This is a genomic window from Streptomyces yongxingensis (genome assembly GCF_055597465.1).
In genome coordinates, this window is the sequence record NZ_CM145717.1 from 8,169,439 (window position 1) to 8,189,632 (window position 20,194).

19 protein-coding genes are annotated in these 20,194 nt (G+C 71.5%); 15 read left to right on the forward strand and 4 right to left on the reverse strand.

Annotated elements, in window-relative coordinates; genetic code table 11:
- Positions 1-64: 64 nt before the first annotated feature.
- Entirely contained in the window at positions 65-1,201 is a 1,137-nt protein-coding gene (locus ACZ6TD_RS35050) for an amidohydrolase (RefSeq protein WP_471344588.1), read from the forward strand.
- Here ACZ6TD_RS35050 and ACZ6TD_RS35055 read toward each other — a convergent pair.
- The 3 genes from ACZ6TD_RS35055 to ACZ6TD_RS35065 all read right to left on the reverse strand — a co-directional run bounded on the left by ACZ6TD_RS35055 (position 1,171) and on the right by ACZ6TD_RS35065 (position 3,967).
- A complete protein-coding gene (locus ACZ6TD_RS35055) occupies positions 1,171-2,163 on the reverse strand; it encodes a COX15/CtaA family protein (protein WP_471344590.1) in 993 nt (330 codons plus the stop codon). The genes ACZ6TD_RS35050 and ACZ6TD_RS35055 overlap by 31 nt on opposite strands.
- Before the next feature lie 107 nt (positions 2,164-2,270).
- A complete protein-coding gene (locus tag ACZ6TD_RS35060) occupies positions 2,271-3,044 on the reverse strand; it encodes an ABC transporter permease (protein WP_471344591.1) in 774 nt (257 codons plus the stop codon).
- Complete coding sequence (locus ACZ6TD_RS35065) at positions 3,041-3,967, reverse strand: ABC transporter ATP-binding protein (RefSeq protein WP_471344592.1); 927 nt, start codon at positions 3,965-3,967, stop codon at positions 3,041-3,043. Before ACZ6TD_RS35065 ends, ACZ6TD_RS35060 begins: the two co-directional genes overlap by 4 nt.
- A 195-nt stretch (positions 3,968-4,162) precedes the next feature.
- On the opposite strand from ACZ6TD_RS35065, the gene ACZ6TD_RS35070 reads away from it, so the two are divergent.
- The 11 genes from ACZ6TD_RS35070 to dapD all read left to right on the forward strand — a co-directional run bounded on the left by ACZ6TD_RS35070 (position 4,163) and on the right by dapD (position 12,907).
- Positions 4,163-4,963: a helix-turn-helix transcriptional regulator gene (locus tag ACZ6TD_RS35070; protein ID WP_471344593.1), complete on the forward strand. Its 801-nt coding sequence runs from the start codon at positions 4,163-4,165 to the stop codon at positions 4,961-4,963.
- The gene (gene sufB / locus ACZ6TD_RS35075) at positions 4,960-6,381 is read left to right on the forward strand and encodes a Fe-S cluster assembly protein SufB (RefSeq protein WP_037949650.1); all 1,422 of its coding nucleotides are present in this window, start codon (positions 4,960-4,962) and stop codon (positions 6,379-6,381) included. Before ACZ6TD_RS35070 ends, sufB begins: the two co-directional genes overlap by 4 nt.
- 93 nt (positions 6,382-6,474) lie before the next feature.
- The gene (sufD, locus tag ACZ6TD_RS35080) at positions 6,475-7,644 is read left to right on the forward strand and encodes a Fe-S cluster assembly protein SufD (RefSeq protein WP_471344595.1); all 1,170 of its coding nucleotides are present in this window, start codon (positions 6,475-6,477) and stop codon (positions 7,642-7,644) included.
- The gene (locus ACZ6TD_RS35085) at positions 7,641-7,964 is read left to right on the forward strand and encodes a bifunctional 3-phenylpropionate/cinnamic acid dioxygenase ferredoxin subunit (protein WP_262702696.1); all 324 of its coding nucleotides are present in this window, start codon (positions 7,641-7,643) and stop codon (positions 7,962-7,964) included. The genes sufD and ACZ6TD_RS35085 overlap by 4 nt, the downstream gene beginning before the upstream one ends.
- A 7-nt stretch (positions 7,965-7,971) precedes the next feature.
- The gene (gene sufC, locus ACZ6TD_RS35090) at positions 7,972-8,736 is read left to right on the forward strand and encodes a Fe-S cluster assembly ATPase SufC (RefSeq protein WP_471344596.1); all 765 of its coding nucleotides are present in this window, start codon (positions 7,972-7,974) and stop codon (positions 8,734-8,736) included.
- Entirely contained in the window at positions 8,733-9,989 is a 1,257-nt protein-coding gene (locus ACZ6TD_RS35095; RefSeq protein WP_137977454.1) for a cysteine desulfurase, read from the forward strand. The genes sufC and ACZ6TD_RS35095 overlap by 4 nt, the downstream gene beginning before the upstream one ends.
- Before the next feature lie 11 nt (positions 9,990-10,000).
- A complete protein-coding gene (gene sufU / locus ACZ6TD_RS35100) occupies positions 10,001-10,465 on the forward strand; it encodes a Fe-S cluster assembly sulfur transfer protein SufU (RefSeq protein ID WP_037949640.1) in 465 nt (154 codons plus the stop codon).
- On the forward strand, positions 10,462-10,800 hold the full coding sequence (locus tag ACZ6TD_RS35105; RefSeq protein WP_044577227.1) for a metal-sulfur cluster assembly factor: 339 nt from the start codon (positions 10,462-10,464) through the stop codon (positions 10,798-10,800). The genes sufU and ACZ6TD_RS35105 overlap by 4 nt, the downstream gene beginning before the upstream one ends.
- A gap of 119 nt (positions 10,801-10,919) precedes the next feature.
- Entirely contained in the window at positions 10,920-11,240 is a 321-nt protein-coding gene (locus ACZ6TD_RS35110; protein WP_137977453.1) for a DMT family transporter, read from the forward strand.
- The gene (locus ACZ6TD_RS35115) at positions 11,240-11,809 is read left to right on the forward strand and encodes a TetR/AcrR family transcriptional regulator (RefSeq protein ID WP_471344598.1); all 570 of its coding nucleotides are present in this window, start codon (positions 11,240-11,242) and stop codon (positions 11,807-11,809) included. The genes ACZ6TD_RS35110 and ACZ6TD_RS35115 overlap by 1 nt, the downstream gene beginning before the upstream one ends.
- A 108-nt stretch (positions 11,810-11,917) precedes the next feature.
- On the forward strand, positions 11,918-12,907 hold the full coding sequence (gene dapD, locus ACZ6TD_RS35120; protein WP_471344600.1) for a 2,3,4,5-tetrahydropyridine-2,6-dicarboxylate N-succinyltransferase: 990 nt from the start codon (positions 11,918-11,920) through the stop codon (positions 12,905-12,907).
- 130 nt (positions 12,908-13,037) lie between these two features.
- Here dapD and ACZ6TD_RS35125 read toward each other — a convergent pair whose 3' ends face one another.
- Positions 13,038-14,864 (reverse strand): endonuclease/exonuclease/phosphatase family protein, encoded by a 1,827-nt coding sequence (locus ACZ6TD_RS35125; RefSeq protein WP_471344601.1) that lies wholly within the window; start codon positions 14,862-14,864, stop codon positions 13,038-13,040.
- Between the two features lie 465 nt (positions 14,865-15,329).
- Here ACZ6TD_RS35125 and ACZ6TD_RS35130 point away from each other — a divergent pair, with 465 nt between their 5' ends.
- The 3 genes from ACZ6TD_RS35130 (at position 15,330) to ACZ6TD_RS35140 (ending at position 20,108) form a co-directional block, all read left to right on the forward strand.
- Positions 15,330-16,847: a hypothetical protein gene (locus tag ACZ6TD_RS35130; RefSeq protein WP_471344602.1), complete on the forward strand. Its 1,518-nt coding sequence runs from the start codon at positions 15,330-15,332 to the stop codon at positions 16,845-16,847.
- 696 nt (positions 16,848-17,543) lie between these two features.
- Positions 17,544-18,989, forward strand: coding sequence for an alkaline phosphatase PhoX (locus ACZ6TD_RS35135; protein WP_471344604.1), 1,446 nt, complete (start codon positions 17,544-17,546; stop codon positions 18,987-18,989).
- A gap of 51 nt (positions 18,990-19,040) precedes the next feature.
- A complete protein-coding gene (locus ACZ6TD_RS35140; protein ID WP_471344606.1) occupies positions 19,041-20,108 on the forward strand; it encodes an LLM class flavin-dependent oxidoreductase in 1,068 nt (355 codons plus the stop codon).
- The last annotated feature ends 86 nt before the right edge of the window (positions 20,109-20,194 follow it).

A 20,194-nucleotide genomic window follows, 5' to 3' on the forward strand; every position in this document is an offset into this window, starting at 1 on the left:
GACACCTCGCGCCCCTTCCGTCCGTTAAGCCCATCGATGCCGGAGGGCGAGGAGGCGGGCGGCGATGCACGAGGCGACGGACTCCCCGGACACCGTGGGCTCGCCGACCGGTCCGGTCCCCCGCGACGGGCCGGGCCCGGCGGCGGGGCCGATCACCCTGCCGCCGCTGGTCGACCAGCACAGCCACGGCACGGTCGACGGCGAGCTCGGAGTCGGCTCGTTCGAAACCCATCTGGCGGCCGCCGCCGGGTCGGGCGCGGCCCCGGCCGGCACCACCTTCTTCGACAGCTGGACCGGCCTCGCGGTGCGCCGCTGGTGCCCCCCGCTGCTGGGCATGGAGCCCCACTGCGCGCCCGTCAGCTATCTCGCCCGCCGCCGTGAGCTGGGCGCCTACCGCGCCGCGCGGCTGCTGCTGCGCGGCGCCGGCATCGGCACCTTCCTGCTGGAGTCCGGCGCCCGGGACGACCTCAGCACCCCGGACGAGCTGGCCGCGGCCGCCGACGGCACGGTCCTCGAGGTGATCCGGCTGGAGCCGCTGGCCGAGCAGGTCGCCGACACCTCCGGCACGGTCGACGCCTTCATCGGCAACACCGCGGAGGCGCTGTACGCGGCGGCCCAGCACGCGACCGCCTTCGCCATGGGGATCGCCTTCTGCGACGAGATCCCGCCCGACCCGCGCGAGGTGCGGCGCGCCGCCGCCCGCTGGCTCGCGCTCACCGTGCGCCCGGCCCCGGGCCGCGCCCCCGACCCCGCGCTCGCCCAGCATCTGCTGTGGAGCGCCGTGGCGACCGGCCTTCCGGTGCAGCTGCACTGCGCCGATCCGCAGTCGCTCATCGGCTTCCTGCGCGCCACGGCGGGCTTCGGCACCGATCTGGTGCTGCTGCCGGACCGGCCGCACCACCGGCGGGCGGCCCAGCTCGCCGCGGCCTTCCCGCACGTCTACGCGGACGCCGGGCCGCGGCCCGGGGAGACCCTGGGCGAGGCGCCGTTCGGCAAGCTGCTGTTCTCGACGGGCGCGCGGGCGCTGCCCGAGCTGTATGTGACCGCGTCCCGGCTGTTCGGTCAGGCCATGGCCCGGCTGGCGGACGAGTGGGTCGGCGAGGGGATCTGCACCCGGGCCGAGGCCCAGCGGATCGCCGGGCTGGTCGCGGCCGGGACCGCGCGCCGGGTCTACCGGCTGGACGCGGCCGGCTCGGGCTGAACGGCCTCGTGGTCGCCGGTGGGGGCGGGCCCGGCCGCCGGAAGCGCGGCGCGCTCGCGCTGGGCGAGCAGCACCCGCAGCACCGCGATCCACACCAGGCAGGAGCCGAGCATGTGGATGCCGACGACGACCTCGGGCAGATGGGTGAAGTACTGCACGTACCCGACCACGCCCTGCGCGAGCAGCACGACCAGGAGCTCCAGGACCGTACGGCGCTGGGCGGCGGGGGCCTTCACGGCCCGCAGGGTGAACCACAGGGCGACGGTGAGGCCCAGCACGATGTAGACGAAGTCCACGTGCAGCTGGGTGATCTCCTGCCAGTTCAGCGGGATGCGGTGCACCTTACGGGCGTCACCGGCGTGCGGGCCCGCGCCGGTGACCACCGTTCCGATCAGGATCAGCGCGAGGGTCGCGCCGACCAACAGCCAGGTCAGCTGGCGCACCGGGCGGGCGATGAGGTCGCGTGGCTCGCCGTCACCCTCGCGAGCCCGCTGCCAGACCACCATCGCGACCGTGAGGAGCGCGGAGGACAGCAGGAAGTGCGAGCTGACGATGTACGGGTTGAGTCCGGTGAGGACCACGATGCCGCCGACGACGGCGTTGCCCATCACGATCCAGAACTGGGTCCAGCCCAGCCGGGTGAGGGATCGGCGCACCGGCGTACGGGCCCGGGCGGCGATGATCAGCACACCGACGAAGACGCACAGGACGTACGTCAGCATGCGGTTGGTGAACTCGATGACGCCGTTGATGCCCATGTCGGCGGTGGGCGTCAGGCTGGACGGGGTGCACTTGGGCCAGGTGTCACAGCCCAGGCCGGACTGGGTGAGCCGGACCGCGCCCCCGGTCACCACGATGACCACGGCCATCACCACGGTGGCCAGCGCGGCCCGCTCCACGAAGCGCGCGGAGGGCTGCCAGCGCCGGGCGATCAGCTCGAACGGATTCAGCGAATTCGGCACCCGCCCATCGTAGGCCGCCGCTTGTGCAGCTTTTCACGAGGGGTTGTGTTCCGGTAAAGCCGCAGGTCGCGAGGGTCGGCGCGGACTGCTCCCGGCAGAACTCGGGCTTACTCCCAGCGGAAGAAGCGGGCCGCCGCGCCCAGCCCCAGCACCGCCCAGACCGCCAGGATCCCCAGATCCCGCCACGGCATCCCGGCCCCGTCCTGGAGGACGTCCCGCAGCCCGCCCGAGAGCGCCGAGATCGGCAGCAGCTCCAGCGCGCTCCGCACGGCGCCCGGGAACTTGTCCAGCGACACGATGACGCCACCGGCCACGAGCAGCAGCAGGAAGACCAGATTGGCGGCGGCCAGGGTCGCCTCGGCCTTCAGGGTGCCCGCCATCAGCAGCCCGAGGCCGGAGAACGCCGCGGTGCCCAGGATCAGCAGCAGCGCCACGGAGAGCGGGTCGCCGTGCGGCGACCAGCCGAGCGCCAGCGCGATCGCGGTCAGCAGCACGATCTGCATCACCTCGGTGACCAGCACCGCACAGGTCTTGGCGGCCATCAGCCCCCACCGCGGCAGCGGTGAGACCGCGAGCCGCTTGAGCACGCCGTAGCGCCGCTCGAAGCCGGTGGCGATGGCCTGTCCGGTGAACGCCGTGGACAGTACGGCGAGCGCCAGCACACCGGGCGCCAGGAAGTCCACCGTGCTGCCGTCGGCGCCGGTGTCGACGATGTCGACGGTGCTGAAGAGCACCAGCACCAGGGACGGGATGACGACGGTCAGCAGCAGCTGCTCGCCGTTGCGCAGCAGCATCCGGGTCTCCAGCGCGGCCTGCGCCCGGATCATCCGCGGCAGCGGGGCCGCCCCCGGCTTGGGGAGAAAAGTGCCCGTGGCGGTCACGCTCGCAGCTCCTTACCGGTGAGCTCCAGGAAGACGTCCTCGAGGGTGTGCCGTTCGACCGAGATCCGGTCCGGCATCACCCCGTTCTGCGCGCACCAGGAGGTGACGGTGGCCAGCATCTGGGGGTTGACCTTGCCGGTGACGCGGTACGAGCCGGGCGTCAGCTCGGCGGCCGTGGAGTCGGCGGGCAGCGCCTTGAGCAGCGAGGCCAGGTCGAGCGCGGGGCGGCCGATGAAGCGCAGGGTGTTCTCGGCGCCGCCCCGGCACAGCTCCTCCGGGGTGCCCCGGGCGATCACCTTGCCGCCGTCGATGATCGCCACATCGTCGGCGAGCTGCTCGGCCTCGTCCATGTAGTGGGTCGTCAGCATCACGGTGACCCCGTCGTCCCGCAGATCGCGGATGAGGTCCCAGGTGGCGCGGCGGGCCTGCGGATCGAGTCCGGCGGTCGGCTCGTCGAGGAAGACCAGCTCGGGGCGGCCGACGACGGCCATGGCGAGCGCGAGCCGCTGCTGCTGGCCCCCGGAGAGCCGCCGGTAGGTGGTCCGGCCGCAGGAGCCGAGGCCGAGCCGCTCGATCAGCAGATTCACATCCACCGGATGTGCGTGGAGGGAGGCGGTGTGGCGCAGCATCTCTTCTGCGCGCGCGCCGGAATAAACGCCTCCGGACTGGAGCATCACCCCGACCCGGGGGCGCAGCGCCGGGGCGTCCGCGACCGGGTCGAGCCCGAATATCCGGACCGTCCCGGCGTCGGGGCGGCGGTACCCCTCACAGGTCTCGACGGTGGTGGTCTTACCGGCTCCGTTGGGGCCCAGTACGGCGGTCACGGTCCCCCGGCCGACGGACAGATCGAGCCCGTCGACCGCGGTCTTCGGGCCGTACCGCTTGACCAGGCCGACGATGTCGACCGCGGGCTCTTCTCGCATGCCCGGCAGTCTACGAATGCCAGGGCCGTCCGTGGGCGGCAGGGCCGGAAGCCGCGGCGCCCGCCGACCGGACCCGGACGTGTCGCCGCAGGTGAACCCCCGTCTCGGACTTAGGTAGACCTAAGTGATGTACCCCACCGGAACCGGCGAACTCCCCGGTTGTACCTCACCGGAGAATTACGCAACAATGGCGTTGTGAAATACGCGAGCGAGGCTTCGAACGAACGCGCGGCCGAAGTGGCCGCGCGGTCTGGCACGCCCGCGTCCGCGCCGGAAGAGCAGCACGGCACCCGCAACCGGGTGGCGCGCTCCATCCTCGACCACGGTCCCTCCACCGCGGCGGAACTCGCCGTGCGGCTGGAGCTGACCCAGGCGGCCGTCCGCCGCCACCTGGACACCCTCGTCGCCGACGGCGTCGTCGAGCCCCGAGAGAAGAGGGTGTACGGGGCGCGGGGGCGCGGCCGCCCGGCCAAGGTCTTCGCGCTCACCGACTGCGGTCGCGACGCCTTCGACCAGGCATACGACAAGCTCGCCGTCGACGCTCTCCGCTGGATCGAGCAGAGTGCCGGAGGCGGCGAGGCGGGGCGTGCCGCGGTCGCGGCGTTCGCCCGCGCCAGGCTCGCCGCCCAGGCGGAGGGGTACCGCGGCGCCGTCGAGGCCGCCGCCCCCGGCCGCCGCACCGAAGCGCTCGCCGGAGCACTCTCCGCGGACGGGTACGCTGCTACGGCGCGCAGCGCGCCGGTCGGCGAACAGCTCTGCCAGCACCACTGCCCGGTCGCCCACGCAGCCGAGCGATATCCGCAGCTGTGTGAGGCGGAGACCGAGGTCTTCTCCCAGCTGCTCGGAACCCATGTGCAGCGTCTGGCCACCATCGCCCATGGCGACGGGGTGTGCACGACGTTCATTCCGAAGACCGGCAAGGTCGAGAAGACCGACACCAGCACCACCAAGACCACCACCGCATCTGCCAGCACGGCCGGGAGGAACCCCGAATGACTCTCCCCACGGAGACCGCTCACCCCGAGCTCGAGGGCCTGGGCAACTACGAGTACGGCTGGGCCGACTCCGACGTGGCCGGCGCCTCGGCCAAGCGCGGCCTCTCCGAGGAGGTCGTACGCGACATCTCGGCGAAGAAGTCCGAGCCGGAGTGGATGCTCAAGCTCCGCCTGAAGGGCCTGCGGCTCTTCGACAAGAAGCCCATGCCCACCTGGGGCTCGGACCTGTCGGGTATCGACTTCGACAACATCAAGTACTTCGTCCGCTCCACCGAGCAGCAGGCCGCCTCCTGGGAGGACCTGCCCGAGGACATCAAGAACACGTACGACAAGCTGGGCATCCCGGAGGCCGAGAAGCAGCGCCTCGTCGCGGGTGTCGCGGCCCAGTACGAGTCCGAGGTCGTCTACCACCAGATCCGTGAGGACCTGGAGGAGCAGGGCGTCATCTTCCTGGACACCGACACCGCGCTCAAGGAGCACCCGGAGCTCTTCAAGGAGTACTTCGGCACCGTGATCCCGGCGGGTGACAACAAGTTCGCCTCGCTGAACACGGCGGTCTGGTCCGGCGGCTCGTTCATCTACGTGCCGAAGGGCGTGCACGTGGAGATCCCGCTCCAGGCGTACTTCCGCATCAACACCGAGAACATGGGCCAGTTCGAGCGGACGCTGATCATCGTCGACGAGGACGCCTACGTCCACTACGTCGAGGGCTGCACCGCGCCGATCTACAAGTCGGACTCGCTGCACTCCGCGGTCGTCGAGATCATCGTCAAGAAGGGCGCCCGCTGCCGCTACACGACCATCCAGAACTGGTCGAACAACGTCTACAACCTGGTCACCAAGCGCGCCGTGGCCTACGAGGGCGCGACCATGGAGTGGGTCGACGGGAACATCGGCTCCAAGGTGACCATGAAGTACCCCGCCGTCTACCTGATGGGTGAGCACGCCAAGGGCGAGACCCTGTCCATCGCCTTCGCGGGCGAGGGCCAGCACCAGGACGCCGGCGCCAAGATGGTCCACATGGCCCCCCACACCTCGTCGAACATCGTCTCCAAGTCGGTGGCGCGCGGCGGTGGCCGCACCTCCTACCGCGGTCTGATCGAGATCGGCGAGGGCGCCGAGGGCTCCAAGTCCAATGTGCTGTGCGACGCCCTGCTCGTCGACACGATCTCCCGCTCGGACACCTACCCGTATGTGGACGTCCGCGAGGACGACGTGTCCATGGGCCATGAGGCGACCGTCTCCAAGGTCAGCGACGACCAGCTCTTCTACCTGATGAGCCGCGGTCTGTCCGAGGACGAGGCCATGGCGATGATCGTGCGCGGCTTCGTCGAGCCGATCGCGCGCGAGCTGCCCATGGAGTACGCGCTGGAGCTCAACCGGCTGATCGAGCTGCAGATGGAGGGCGCGGTCGGCTGACGCCACCTCCCTCCCCGCCCGGCGGAGGGCTGAAGTCCTCCGCCCGGGCACCCCATTAGGCCCATCAGGCAGAAAGAGAGCAGTACGACAGCCATGGCTGAAACCATCCCGGCCGGATCCACCACGGACGGCGTCATCCAGGTGGGCCAGCCCACCGATGCCCGGGTGAGCGCGCTCGCGTCGTACGACGTGGCCGACTTCCCGGTGCCCCATGGCCGCGAGGAGGAGTGGCGGTTCACCCCGCTGGAGCGGCTGCGCGGTCTCCACGACGGCACGGCCGTCGCCGACGGCGGCGTCAAGGTCGAGGTGATCGCCCCCGCGGGCGTCACGGTCGAGACCGTGGGCCGTGACGACGCGCGCCTGGGGAAGGCCGGCAAGCCGGTGGACCGGGTGGCGGCGCAGGCGTACAGCTCCTTCGAGAAGGCGTCGGTCGTCTCGGTGCCCAAGGAGACGGTGCTCACCGAGCCGGTGCGGATCGCCGTGCACGGCGAGGGCGGCACCGCCTTCGGCCACCAGGTGATCGAGATCGGCGCCTTCGCCGAGGCGGTCGTGGTCATCGACCACACCGGTGACGCCACGGTCGCCGCCAATGTGGAGTACCTGATCGGCGACGGCGCCAAGCTCACCGTGGTCTCGATCCAGGACTGGGGCGACACCGCGGTCCACGCCGGTCAGCACACCGCGCTGGTCGGCCGGGACGCCACCTTCAAGTCCGTGGTCGTCACCTTCGGCGGCGACCTGGTGCGGCTCCACCCGCGGGTCGTCTACGGCGCCCCGGGCGGTGAGGCCGAGCTCTACGGCCTGTACTTCACCGACAACGGCCAGCACCAGGAGCACCGGCTCTTCATCGACCACGACACCCCGCACTGCCGCAGCAACGTGGCCTACAAGGGCGCGCTGCAGGGCGCGGAGGCGCACGCGGTGTGGATCGGCGATGTGCTGATCCGGGCCGCCGCGGAGGGCACCGACACCTACGAGCTCAACCGCAACCTGGTCCTCACCGACGGCGCCCGCGTCGACTCGGTGCCGAACCTGGAGATCGAGACCGGTGAGATCGTCGGCGCCGGTCACGCGAGCGCGACCGGCCGCTTCGAGGACGAGCAGCTGTTCTACCTGATGGCCCGCGGCATCCCGGCCGACGAGGCCCGCCGTCTGGTGGTCCGCGGCTTCTTCGCCGAGCTCGTCCAGCAGATCGGGCTCCCCGAGCTGGAGGAGCGGCTCATCGACAAGATCGAGGCCGAGCTGGAGGCGTCCGTAGGATGACCCCGACCTTCGTACGCGCCTGTGCGCTGGACGAACTCGAGGAAGACACCCCCAAGCGGGTCGAGCTCGAGGGCGTGCCGGTCGCTCTGGTACGCACCGAGGGCGAGGTGTTCGCGGTCAACGACATCTGCTCGCACGCGAACGTCTCGCTGTCCGAGGGCGAGGTGGAGGACTGCCAGATCGAGTGCTGGCTGCACGGCTCCAGCTTCGACCTGCGCACCGGCAAGCCGTCCGGCCTCCCCGCGACGCGCCCGGTCCCCGTATACCCCGTAAAGATCGAAGGGGACGATGTGCTCGTCTCCGTCACCCAGGAGTCCTGAGGCACCCATGGCCACGCTTGAGATCCACGACCTGCACGTTTCCGTCGACGCCGAGGGCGGTCCCCGCGAGATCCTGCGCGGTGTCGACCTGACCGTGAAGCAGGGCGAGACGCACGCCATCATGGGCCCCAACGGCTCCGGCAAGTCCACCCTGGCCTACTCGCTCGCCGGTCACCCGAAGTACACGGTCACCGGCGGCACCGTGACGCTGGACGGCGAGGACGTGCTCGCGATGTCCGTCGACGAGCGCGCCCGCGCCGGTGTCTTCCTCGCCATGCAGTACCCGGTCGAGGTCCCCGGCGTCTCGGTCTCCAACTTCCTGCGCACCTCCGCGACCGCGATCCGCGGCGAGGCGCCCAAGCTCCGCACCTGGGTCAAGGAGGTCAAGGAGGCCATGGAGCGCCTCCACATCGACCCCTCCTTCGCCGAGCGGAACGTGAACGAGGGCTTCTCCGGCGGTGAGAAGAAGCGCCACGAGATCCTCCAGCTCGAGCTGCTGAAGCCGGCCATCGCGATCCTCGACGAGACCGACTCCGGCCTCGACGTGGACGCGCTGCGGGTGGTCTCCGAGGGCGTCAACCGGGTCCGCGAGTCCGGCCAGGTGGGCACCCTGCTGATCACCCACTACACCCGCATCCTGCGGTACATCAAGCCCGACCACGTCCACGTCTTCGCGGCGGGCCGGATCGCCGAGTCCGGCGGTCCCGAGCTCGCCGACAAGCTGGAAGAAGAGGGCTACGAGGCGTACGTGAAGGGAGGCGCGTCCGAGTGACACAGTTGCCGGGCCTCCTCGACACCGAGGCGATCCGCAAGGATTTCCCGATCCTGGACCGGGTCGTCCACGACGGCCAGCGGCTCGTCTACCTGGACAACGCGGCGACCTCGCAGAAGCCGCGCCAGGTGCTGGACGTGCTGAACGACTACTACGAGCGCTCCAACGCCAATGTGCACCGGGGCGTCCATGTGCTCGCCGAGGAGGCCACGGCGCTGTACGAGGGCGCCCGAGACAAGGTCGCCGCCTTCATCAACGCTCCCAGCCGCGACGAGGTGATCTTCACCAAGAACGCGTCGGAGTCGCTGAACCTGGTCGCCAACATGCTCGGCTGGGCCGATGAGCCCTACCGGGTGGACCAGGACACCGAGATCGTCATCACCGAGATGGAGCACCACTCCAACATCGTTCCGTGGCAGCTGCTCTCGCAGCGCACCGGCGCGAAGCTGAAGTGGTTCGGCCTCACCGAGGACGGCCGCCTCGACCTGTCGGAGATAGAGCAGATCATCACCGAGAAGACCAAGGTCGTCTCGTTCGTGCTGGTCTCCAACATCCTCGGCACGGTCAACCCGGTCGAGGCGATCGTCCGCCGCGCCCAGGACGTCGGCGCCCTCGTGGTGATCGACGCCTCCCAGGCCGCCCCGCACATGCTGCTGGACGTGCAGGCGCTCCAGGCCGACTTCGTGGCCTTCACCGGCCACAAGATGTGCGGCCCGACCGGTATCGGGGTGCTGTGGGGCCGCCAGGAGCTGCTGGAGGACCTGCCTCCGTTCCTCGGCGGCGGCGAGATGATCGAGACCGTCTCGATGCACTCGTCCACCTACGCCCCGGCGCCGCACAAGTTCGAGGCCGGTACGCCCCCGATCGCCCAGGCCGTCGGCCTCGGCGCGGCCGTGGACTACCTCACCTCGATCGGCATGGACAACATCACCCGCCATGAGCACGCCCTCACGCACTACGCGGTCGGCAGGCTCCTGGAGGTGCCGGACCTGCGCATCATCGGCCCCACCACCGCCGAGGAGCGCGGTGCCACGATCTCCTTCACGCTCGGCGACATCCACCCCCACGATGTGGGCCAGGTGCTGGACGAGCAGGGGATCGCGGTCCGGGTCGGCCACCACTGCGCCCGCCCCGTGTGCCTGCGCTACGGAATTCCGGCGACCACCCGAGCGTCGTTCTATCTGTACTCCACGCCGGCCGAGGTCGACGCCTTGGTGGAGGGCCTGGAGCACGTACGGAACTTCTTCGGGTAGGGGCGTGCCGCGTGAAGCTGGATTCGATGTACCAGGACGTGATCCTGGACCACTACAAGAACCCCCATGGCCGGGGGCTGAGGAACGGCGACGCAGAGGTACACCACGTCAATCCCACCTGCGGTGACGAGATCACGCTCCGGGTGCGGCTTGACGGCGACACCATCGAGGACGTGAGCTACGAGGGTCAGGGCTGTTCCATCAGCCAGGCCAGCGCCTCGGTGCTCAATGAGCTGCTGGTGGGCAAGGAGCTCGCCGAGGCCCGCAGAATCCAGGAGACCTTCCTGGAGCTGATGCAGTCCAAGGGCAAGGCCGAGCCGGACGACGCCATGGAGGAGGTGCTGGAGGACGCGATCGCGTTCGCCGGTGTCTCCAAGTACCCGGCCCGTGTGAAATGCGCCCTGCTGAGCTGGATGGCGTGGAAGGACGCCACGGCGCAGGCGCTGGGCGAGACCGCTGGAGGGAAGACCGCATGAGTGAGAACGTGACCACCACCACCAAGCCCGCCAGCGAGGAAGAGGTCCGCGAGGCCCTGTACGACGTCGTGGACCCCGAGCTGGGCATCGACGTGGTCAACCTCGGTCTGGTCTACGGCATCCATGTCGACGACGGCAATATCGCCACCATCGACATGACGCTCACCTCGGCGGCCTGTCCGCTGACCGATGTCATCGAGGACCAGGCCAAGTCCGCCACCGACGGCATCGTGAACGAGCTGCGGATCAACTGGGTCTGGATGCCGCCGTGGGGCCCGGACAAGATCACCGACGATGGACGTGAGCAGCTGCGCGCGCTCGGCTTCAACGTCTGACAGCTCCTCCCAGGTTTTTCGAGTGGCCCCCGCGCTTCGGCGCGGGGGCCACTCGTATGTCCGGACCCCCGCAATCCGGTTGTGTACGCCCGTACGCATCGTTGTGTACGCTCGTACGCATGGCATATGTGACGCTCTCCGGGGCCATCCTGGCCGAGATCCTGGCGACCACCTCGATGAAGTACAGCGAAGGCTTCAGCAGGCTCTGGCCCTCGCTGGCCACCGGCGCGGGCTATCTGCTCTCCTTCGTGCTGCTCGCCCACACGCTCAAGTCCATCTCCGTCAGCACCGCCTACGCCATATGGTCCGGGGCCGGGACCGCCGTCATCGCCGCGATCGGCATGCTCTTCCTGGGGGAGGCGATGACCGCCGCGAAGGTGCTGGGCGTGCTGCTGGTCATCGCCGGGGTGGTGGTGCTCAACCTGAACGGCGCCCACTGATGGGCCGCCGCTACGACCCCGAGCGGCGGCAGCGGATCATCGACGCCGCGGCCGCCGTGGTCCGCGAGCGCGGCATCGCGGGGCTCGCCCACCGGGCCGTGGCCGCCGCGGCCGATGTGCCGCTGGGCTCGACGACCTACCATTTCGCGACCCTCGACGACCTGCTGATCGCGGCGCTCCGCCAGATCAACGCGGAGTGGCTGGCGGAGGTGAAGCGCTGGGTGGAGGGCGTCGATCCGGCCGCACCGCCCGCGGACGAGCTGGCCCGGTGGCTGGAGGACCAGATCACGGGCGACCGGGCGCGGATGGAGCTGGAGTACGAGCTGTACTTCGCCGCGCTGCGCCATGAGGGGCTGCGACCGCTCGCCGCCGAGTGCCTGGACGAGATGGCCCGCTTGCTGACGCGGCTGGTGCCCGACGCGGCCACGGCGCGCGCGGTGGTGGCTCTGATCGACGGGCTGACCCTGCAGGTGCTGCTGGCGGACCGCCCGTACGACCGGGAGGGCACCCGCGCGGCGCTGGCGCGGGTCATGGGCGGGGACGGCGACGACGGGCCGACCGCTCGCTGAGACCGCACGACGGGCCGACCGCTCGCCGCGCCCGCACGGCGGACCGTGCGGGACCGTTCGCTGAGACCGGTTCGCCTCCCGGGCCCGGCTCCGGTTAGCGTTCCGACCATGACCGATGCACCCACCACCGCCCCCACCGGCGCCGTCGCCGCCGGTCTCGCCACCCTCACCGAGGACGGCACCGTCCTGGACACCTGGTTCCCGGCCCCCGAGCTGACCGCCGAGCCCGGCCCGGCCGGGACCGAGCGGCTCGATGCCGAGCGCACCACGCGGCTGCTGGGCGAGACCGCCCTCAAGGCGGTCGGACCGGACCCGCGACGCGGCGTCGAGGTCGTCGCCGTCCGCACGGTCATCGCCTCGCTGGACGAGAAGCCGCAGGACGCTCACGACGTCTATCTGCGGCTGCATCTGCTCAGCCACCGGCTGGTCAAGCCGCACGGCCTGAGCCTGGACGGCCAGTTCGGCCTGCTCGCCAACGTCGCCTGGACCTCGCTCGGCCCCGTCGCCGCCGACCAGGTGGAGCGGGCCCGGCTCGCCGCCCGCGCCGAGGGGCTCCAGCTCTCGGTCACCAGTGTCGACAAGTTCCCCCGGATGACCGACTACGTCGTCCCCGCCGGCGTCCGCATCGGCGACGCCGACCGGGTCCGCCTCGGCGCCCACCTCGCCCCCGGGACCACGGTCATGCACGAGGGCTTCGTCAACTTCAACGCCGGGACGCTCGGCACCTCCATGGTCGAGGGCCGGATCAGCGCGGGCGTCGTGGTCGGCGACGGCTCCGACGTCGGCGGCGGCGCCTCGATCATGGGCACCCTCTCCGGCGGCGGCAAGCAGACGATCACCATCGGCGAGCGCTGCCTGCTCGGCGCCGAGGCGGGCCTGGGCATCTCGCTCGGCGACGACTGCATCGTCGAGGCGGGGCTGTACGTGACGGCGGGCACCCGCGTCACGCTCCCGGACGGCAAGATCGCCAAGGCCCTGGAGCTCTCCGGGGTCAACAACCTCCTCTTCCGCCGCAACTCCATCACCGGCACGGTCGAGGCGCTGCCCCGCACCGGCTCGTGGGGCGGGCTGAACGAGGCGCTGCACAGCCACAACTGACGCTGGGCGCGCCCTTTGGGTTTCGTCGCTGGGTGCGGGCCGGTGGGTGGCGTTGTGCCCACCGGTCCCGCCCCGCAGGACGATCGCCCACAACGGGCGGGGGCAGGCCCCCCGCCCAGGAAAGGTTTCCTCAGGGGCGCACCCGCACCACCTGCGGGTCGTGGTCGCTGGACTGGTCCGAGAACTCGGCGTTGATGTGCACGATGTCGTAGTCGGCGCGGCGCAGCGCGCGGCTGGTCAGGATGTGGTCCAGCACCTGCGAATTGCCGTTGTAGACATAGCCGTAGCGCTCGTCCTTCGGCAGCCGGGTCACCAGGTCCGTCAGCACACCGTCCTTGGTGAGGTCGGCCAGCGCGGGCGAGAACTGGTAGTCGTTGAGGTCCCCCGCGACGACCACCGACGCCTTCGGGTCGGCGTTCAGCAGCGCCTTGACGAAGGTGTTGACCGCCGTGGCCTGCCCGGTGCGCTGGGTCTCCGAGGAGCGGGCCGGGGGCTGGAAGCGGCTGTCCAGGCCCTGGTCGCCGCCCTTGGAGTTGAAGTGGTTCGCGACCACGAAGACCGGGCGGCCCTGGAAGGAGAACTGCCCGACCAGCGGCTTGCGGCTGTCCTTCCAGACGCCGTTGGCCGGGTCGATACGGCCGGGGGAGGCCGACAGCGTGGCCTGGCCGTCCTTCTTCTCGACCTTCACGGGGGTGGTGGAGTCGCCGCCGGGGATGTCGGTGAAGGAGACCCGCTCCGGGTTGTAGAGGAACGCCACGCGGATGTTCCCGCCCGGCTGGCCGCCGTCCTGGTCGTCCACCGGGTCGATCTGCCGCCACTCGTACGCGGGACCGCCCGCCGCCTTGATCGCGTCGGTGAGCTTCTTCAGCGTGGCGTCGGCGCTGACCACCGAGTCGTTCGTCGCGCCGTTGTCGTCCTGGACCTCCTCCAGGGCGACGATGTCCGGCGAGGCGAGGTGCTCCACCAACCCGGTGGCCAGCCGGTCGAACTTCGACTGGGCGGTCTTGGGGGAGAGGTTCTCCACGTTGTAGGTGGCGATGGAGAGTTCGTCCGCCTTCTGCTCGCGGGTGGTCTCCCGCTGCGGGCCGTGGTCGGCCAGTTCGCCCATCGCGGTGGCCGCGATCGTGTAGCCGCCGAAGTTGTCGTAGTCCAGCGGCCCCGCCGTGGTGCCGGTCAGCGCGTCGCCGACGTCCGCCACGGGGAAGGGGTGCTGGGCGTAGGGGAGGAGCGAGACCACCTTCACCCGGCCCGCGTTCGGGTCGCGGTACGAGCCGTAGAGGGCGCCGCCGCGCGCGGTGCGCTGGTGGCGGGGCTCGGCGGTGACCCACAGCTCCTTGTAGGTGTTGGTCGCGCCGACCACGGGGGCGTTCTCGACCGAGACCCGCATGCCCTCCAGCGACTCGTAGCGGTCCAGGGCGTAGGAGCGCGGCCGCAGCGTCAGCCCCTCGATGGAGTCGCCACCGGCGTCCGGGGTGTAGCGGTCGGGGATCGTGGAGGGGTTGAGCCGGTAGGCGGCGGGCAGCGCGTTGCCGGAGGACCGGACCGTCCAGGTCGCCTTGGAGAGCTCGGTGAGCGACTGCCCACCGGCGTCCTTGCCGCCCGGGTAGTACTCGGACACCGTCCCCGAGACCAGCACCGAGTCGCCCACGGCGACCGAGGGCGTGGTCGACCCGGTGAAGACGAAGATCGCCTCGCTGGTGGCCGCGTCCTTGTCGGGCCGGGTGTCCTGGATCCAGAAGCCGCGCGAGGAGCCGAAGGCGCGTATCGCCGTGACCGTTCCGGGGACGTCGCTCACCTGCTGTCCGGCGAGCGGGGATATCCGGGTGCTGCCCTGGATGTCATGGATGCGGACCTCGGCGGCGGAGGCCGACGAGGGCACGGCGAGCAGCCCGGCCGCGAGGGCGGAGGCGGCGACGGCGGTGAGGGCGACGGGCCCGCGCGGGGCGCGAAGGGACATGGTGGTGGCCTCCGGACAGGAGTGAACGGCGAGGAATGTGCCTCTACGCGCGTCAATCTCTTTCCTCGCCACGGAAGTTGTCAAGGGAGGACGGGTGGCCCGGGCATGGCGGAAGCGGGACGGGGACATGAACGAGGGCCACGGCCCAGCCCTTCGCCGTGGCCGGTTCCCTTCAGTCCGTCGGCCGAATTCACCGCATGCGTGGCACGGGATACGGCGCGTGATGTGGCACGGGAGGGGCGCGGGACGGGGCGCGGACCACATCGGGACGAAAGTGCCGTCCCGTTCCGTCTACGCTGGGGTCCGGGCCGTATCCGCGCACCCGCGCCGGTACGCCCCGCATCGCCGTACCCCCATGGCTTCACGGTCCCGTGGACCCATGGCCCCACAGCCGCATAGCCCCGCATTCGCGCCCGCGACCTCCGCGCCCGCGACTTCCGTGCCCTCGAGGAGTGACGTCCGCCCATGCCAGAAGAGCGCCCCACCATGCCGCCCGTGCGGCTTCGCACCGATGCGGAACTCGCGCGGGACGCACTCGCCGCGCCGCTGCTCGCCCGCGCGGTCCGGCTCGCCCGCTGGGCCGAGCAGGGGAAGCCGGTGGCGTCGGGCGGGGCGCTGCCGGAGGGCGAGCTGCGGGAGGCGACCGAGCTGCTGGAGCTCGCGGGGGACGAGGACGGACCGCTGCACGCGGCGCAGGCGTGGCAGCTCGCGGTGGACACCGGGCTGGTCGAGATCGAGGAGCCGACGGGGGCCGACGGCGACGGCGAGGGTGCCGGTGTTGACGCGGCCGGCGAGGCGACGGCCGAGGACGAGTTCTCCGCCGTCGCGACCAGCGGTGAGGAGCTGCGGCTGATCACCGAGGGCGGCCCCCGCGACATCCTGGACATCTGGCTCGACGGTTTCGAGACGGTGCTGGCCGACGCCGCCGCCCCCGATCTGAGCGACATCGCCGCCCAGATCGGTGAGAGCGGTGAGCTCGACCTCGACGCGCTCGACTGGAACCCGGAGGAGGAGGCCGAGTTCCTCGACGGGGTGCTGGGCAACCTCTATCTGCTGACCGCCTTGGACGAGGAGGCCGCCGTGGCCCCCGTACCGCTGCCCGCGCTCGCCGCCTCCATGCTCGTCCCCGAGGACATGGACGAGCCCACCGACGACGTCCTCGAAGAGGTCTCCGAGGCGATGGTGCGGCTGGACGACCAGTTCCGGCTGCTCGCCCCGACCGGCCTCGTCGACTACCAGCCGGTGGATGAGGCGCTGATCCAGGAGGTCGACGGCGAGGGCCGGATCCAGGAGCCGGAGTCGGCCCAGGAGCTCGAGGACGAGGACGTCTCCCGCTACGGCATGGTGCGGCTCACCCCGCTCGGCGTCTACGCCGTACGGGCCCGGATGCTCGAGGCGGGCATCGACGCCCCGGCCGTCGGCGACCTGGCCGACAAGGGCGCCGACATCCTGCTGGACGCCCTCCCCGGCCACCCCGAGCCCGCCGCGCACGCCGAGGCCGAGCAGTGGCTGGCCCGCCGTACGCCCGAGGAGGCCGCCCGCGAGCTGCTGGCCGCCGCCCGCGGCGACGACGAGGACGCGCCGCTGCGCCGCCTCACCTGCCAGCAGACGCTCTCGCTGGCCGGGGCCGAGGCCGAGCCCGCCCTGCGTGAGGTGCTCGACGACCGCCACCTGGGCGGGCTGGCCCGCGTCTGGCTGGCCGAGCACGGGGTGACGGGCGTGCCGGAACCGTCGGAGGAGATGGTCTTCTGGCTCACCGTGGACACCCTCGCGGCCCAGCTCGCCTCCGAGGGCGACTCCGCGGAGCTGCGCGATCTGGTGCGGGGCCTGGTCGACCAGTCCGGCGGCTTCTTCGACTCGGCCTGGCGGGTGGACCACCCGGCGACGGCGGACGTGCTGGAGGCGATGGGCCGCCTGCATCCGGACAAGAAGGCCGCCAAGGAGGCCCGCAAGGCCGCCTTCAAGGCCCGTTCCAGGGCGTAACCGCGCCCCTGGAACAGCCGCGGGCGCCTGGAACAGCCGCGGGCGTGCCGCCGGGGGGCTCGCCTCCCCCGGCGAGCGGCGGGCTGTTCCCCTACCCGCCCCTTCCCGAAACTGGGGCTCTGCCCCAGGCCCCGGGTTTCGTCGTGTGGCGGGGCTCTGCCCCGGGCCCCGGGCCCCGGGCTTCGCTGTGTGGCGGGGCTCTGCCCCGGGCCCCGGGCCCCGGGCTTCGCTGTGTGGCGGGGCTCTGCCCCGGGCCCCGGGTTTCGCTGTGTGGCGGGGCTCTGCCCCTGGTCCCGGGTTTCGCTGTGTGGCGGGGCTCTGCCCCTGGTCCCGGGTTTCGCTGTGTGGCGGGGCTCTGCCCCAGGTCCCGGGCTTCGCCGCGTGGCGAGGCTCCGCGCCAGGCCCCGGGGTCCAGGGGCAATGCCCCTGGTATCGGGAAGGGGCGGGGAGGGGAAAGCACCGCTGTGCGGCTCCGCCGCGTGGTCCGTCGGGCACGCCCGGACGCGGGTGCGGGCGCGGGCGGGGCCGGCCCCGTCTCGGGAGTTGAGCGCGTAGAGCCATATCGCTTTGCGCGCCGTATACGGGATCGGCGGCCATTCGTCCGTTGATGTCGCACGCCGTTCAACTGATGTTCGGCCGGGGACGGGAGCGTATGGCCGCAGTCCGGAGGACACCATCCTGCGTTGGGGAGAAGACATGTCGCTCAGCCGAAGAGATTTCGCGAGGCGTTCCGCGTACACCGGGGCCGGGTTCGCCCTGGTCGGAAGTGCGGGGGTGCTCGCCACCGCACCCGGCGCGCTCGCCGCTGAGGCGACCGAGGAGGGCGTCGCGGGCACCGAGGGCGGCGGCTCGTCGCTCGGCTACGGTCCGCTCATCGCGGACCCCAAGGGCATCCTGGCCCTCCCCAAGGGCTTCCGCTACAAGATCATCACCCGTACCGGTGAGACGAAGCTGGAGTCCGGCGAGTCCACCCCGTCCAACCACGACGGCACCGCCACCTTCGAGGGCCCGCGCGGTGCGACGCTGCTGGTCAACAACCACGAGCTGGCCGGCCCCCGCAGCAAGTGGCCGCACCCGGTCCCGCTGACCGAGGGGCTGGTCTACGACCCGGCGGCCTCCGGCGGCTGCACCGTCGTCGAGGTCTCCAAGCACGGCGACCACGTCACCGAGTGGGTGGGCATCGCGGGCACCGCCACCAACTGCGCCGGTGGCCGCACCCCCTGGGGCACCTGGCTGACCTGTGAGGAGACCGAGGACAAGGCCGGCCAGAACGGCATGACCAAGGACCACGGCTACGTCTTCGAGGTCGACCCGCACGACCGCAAGGCCAACCGCGACCCGAAGCCGATCAAGGCCCTGGGCCGGTACGCCCACGAGGCCGTCGTCGTGGACCCCAAGCGCGGCCACCTCTACCTCACCGAGGACGCCTCAGGCCCGAACGGCCTGCTCTACCGCTGGGTCCCGCCGCACGGCTTCGAGCACGGCCGCGGCAAGCTCGACACGCTCACGGACGACGCGGGCGTGCTCCAGGCGCCCAAGTGCTACGACTCGGGCGGCAGCTTCGTGGACGACCTGTCCCGCGCCACCAAGACCGGCACGGTCTACGGCGTGGACTGGGTTCCGGTGCCGGACCGCGACGCGAAGTCGGTGTCGGTGCGCAAGCAGTTCAAGGACGGCGAGATCACCCGGGCCCGCAAGCTGGAGGGCATGTGGTGGGCGGACGGCGGCGCGTACATCGTCTCCTCGTACGCCCGTGAGGAGAGCCCGGCCCAGCACGACGGCCAGGTCTGGTTCTACGACCCCAAGCGCCGCACCCTCACCCTCAAGGTGCTGCTGGGCGTCAACCCCGACCCGTCGAAGGACGGCGCCTTCGACGGCCCGGACAACATCACCGTCTCGCCGTACGGCGGTCTGGTCATCGCCGAGGACGGCGAGGGCATCCAGCACCTCTTCGGCGCGACCGAGGACGGCCGGACGTACCCGATCGCGCGCAACGACCTGAACATCGGCACCGCGGAGGAGCCGGAGTTCAGCGAGTTCACCGGTGTGGTCTTCTCGCCCGACGGATCGACGCTGTACGCCAACATCCAGGTGCCGGGCATCATGCTCGCGATCACCGGCCCCTGGCGCCGCCAGCGCTGATGCCCATGGCCCGGGGGAATCGTCCCGGCCGGGGCATGCGTTGACGTGGGCGTGACCTCACGCCTGCGCACCACCCCCTTCTCCATCCTGGACCGCTCCCGCACCCGCCAGGGGCGGGAGCGGTCGCAGGCGCTGCGCGACACCGTACGGTTCGCGCAAGCCGCCGAGGCGCTCGGCTACCACCGCTTCTGGGTCTCCGAGCACCACAGCGTGCCCGGCGTCGCCGGTTCGGCGCCCACGGTGCTGGCGTCCGCCGTCGCGGCGGCGACGGTCCGCATCCGCGTGGGCACGGGCGGCGTGATGCTGCCGAACCACCGCCCGCTGGTCGTGGCGGAACAGTTCGGGGTGCTCGAATCCCTCTTCCCGGGCCGGATCGACATGGGCCTGGGCCGCTCCGTCGGCTTCACCGACGGCATCCGCCGCGCCCTGGGCGCCGAGAAGGACGCCGCGCGGGACTTCGGCGCCCAACTGGACGAGCTGCTCGGCTGGTTCACCGGCGAGCAGGACGCGCACCCCCAGGTCCACGCCCACCCGGCGGAGGGGCTGCGGCTGCCCGTCTTCGTCCTGGCCACCGGCGCCGGCGCGGATCTGGCGGCGCGGGCCGGACTGTCCCTGGTGATCGGCGATCTGCGGGGCCGGGACGAGATGCTGCGCGCGATCGACCGCTACCGCGCGGGCTTCCGTCCCTCGGCGTGGTCCTCCGCCCCGTACGTCGTCGTCTCGGGCAATGTCGCGGTCGCCGACACCATGGAGGAGGCCCGCGGGCTGCTGCTCCCCGAGGCATGGTCGATGGCCCACTCCCGCACCCACGGCGTCTTCCCGCCCCTGGCCCCGGCCTCGGAGATCGAGGCCCGGGAGATGACCGAGAAGGAGCGCGGCTTCTACGAGCGCGGCCTGCGCGGTCAGCTGTACGGCACGGAGGACGAGGTCGCCGCCGCGCTCGACGAGCTGATCGAGCGCAGCGACGCCGACGAGGTGCTGGTCACGACGAGCACCTACGACCGCGAGGCCCTCCTGGACTCCTACCGCCGCCTGGCGCGCGTGGCGGGGCTGTCGGCCTCCGGCCCGGGTTCGCTCGCGCATGCCGAGCCGTGGGCCCGGGCCGGGCAGCCGCAGTGACGCAGGAGCAGCGCGGCTTCCTCGGACCGGTCGGCGCGATCGGTTCAATAATCCGTGTCCGGAGACGCCTGACATGCGGCGGCGGG

Coding starts and splice junctions, on each gene's coding strand:
- ACZ6TD_RS35125 (WP_471344601.1), bottom strand. CDS start 14,864: ATGTCCCTTCGCGCCCCGCGCGGGCCCGTCGCCCTCACCGCCGTCGCC.
- ACZ6TD_RS35135 (WP_471344604.1), top strand. CDS start 17,544: ATGTCGCTCAGCCGAAGAGATTTCGCGAGGCGTTCCGCGTACACCGGG.
- sufD (WP_471344595.1), top strand. CDS start 6,475: ATGGCTGAAACCATCCCGGCCGGATCCACCACGGACGGCGTCATCCAG.
- ACZ6TD_RS35085 (WP_262702696.1), top strand. CDS start 7,641: ATGACCCCGACCTTCGTACGCGCCTGTGCGCTGGACGAACTCGAGGAA.
- dapD (WP_471344600.1), top strand. CDS start 11,918: ATGACCGATGCACCCACCACCGCCCCCACCGGCGCCGTCGCCGCCGGT.
- ACZ6TD_RS35065 (WP_471344592.1), bottom strand. CDS start 3,967: ATGCGAGAAGAGCCCGCGGTCGACATCGTCGGCCTGGTCAAGCGGTAC.
- ACZ6TD_RS35110 (WP_137977453.1), top strand. CDS start 10,920: ATGGCATATGTGACGCTCTCCGGGGCCATCCTGGCCGAGATCCTGGCG.
- ACZ6TD_RS35105 (WP_044577227.1), top strand. CDS start 10,462: ATGAGTGAGAACGTGACCACCACCACCAAGCCCGCCAGCGAGGAAGAG.
- sufB (WP_037949650.1), top strand. CDS start 4,960: ATGACTCTCCCCACGGAGACCGCTCACCCCGAGCTCGAGGGCCTGGGC.
- ACZ6TD_RS35050 (WP_471344588.1), top strand. CDS start 65: ATGCACGAGGCGACGGACTCCCCGGACACCGTGGGCTCGCCGACCGGT.
- sufC (WP_471344596.1), top strand. CDS start 7,972: ATGGCCACGCTTGAGATCCACGACCTGCACGTTTCCGTCGACGCCGAG.
- ACZ6TD_RS35130 (WP_471344602.1), top strand. CDS start 15,330: ATGCCAGAAGAGCGCCCCACCATGCCGCCCGTGCGGCTTCGCACCGAT.
- ACZ6TD_RS35115 (WP_471344598.1), top strand. CDS start 11,240: ATGGGCCGCCGCTACGACCCCGAGCGGCGGCAGCGGATCATCGACGCC.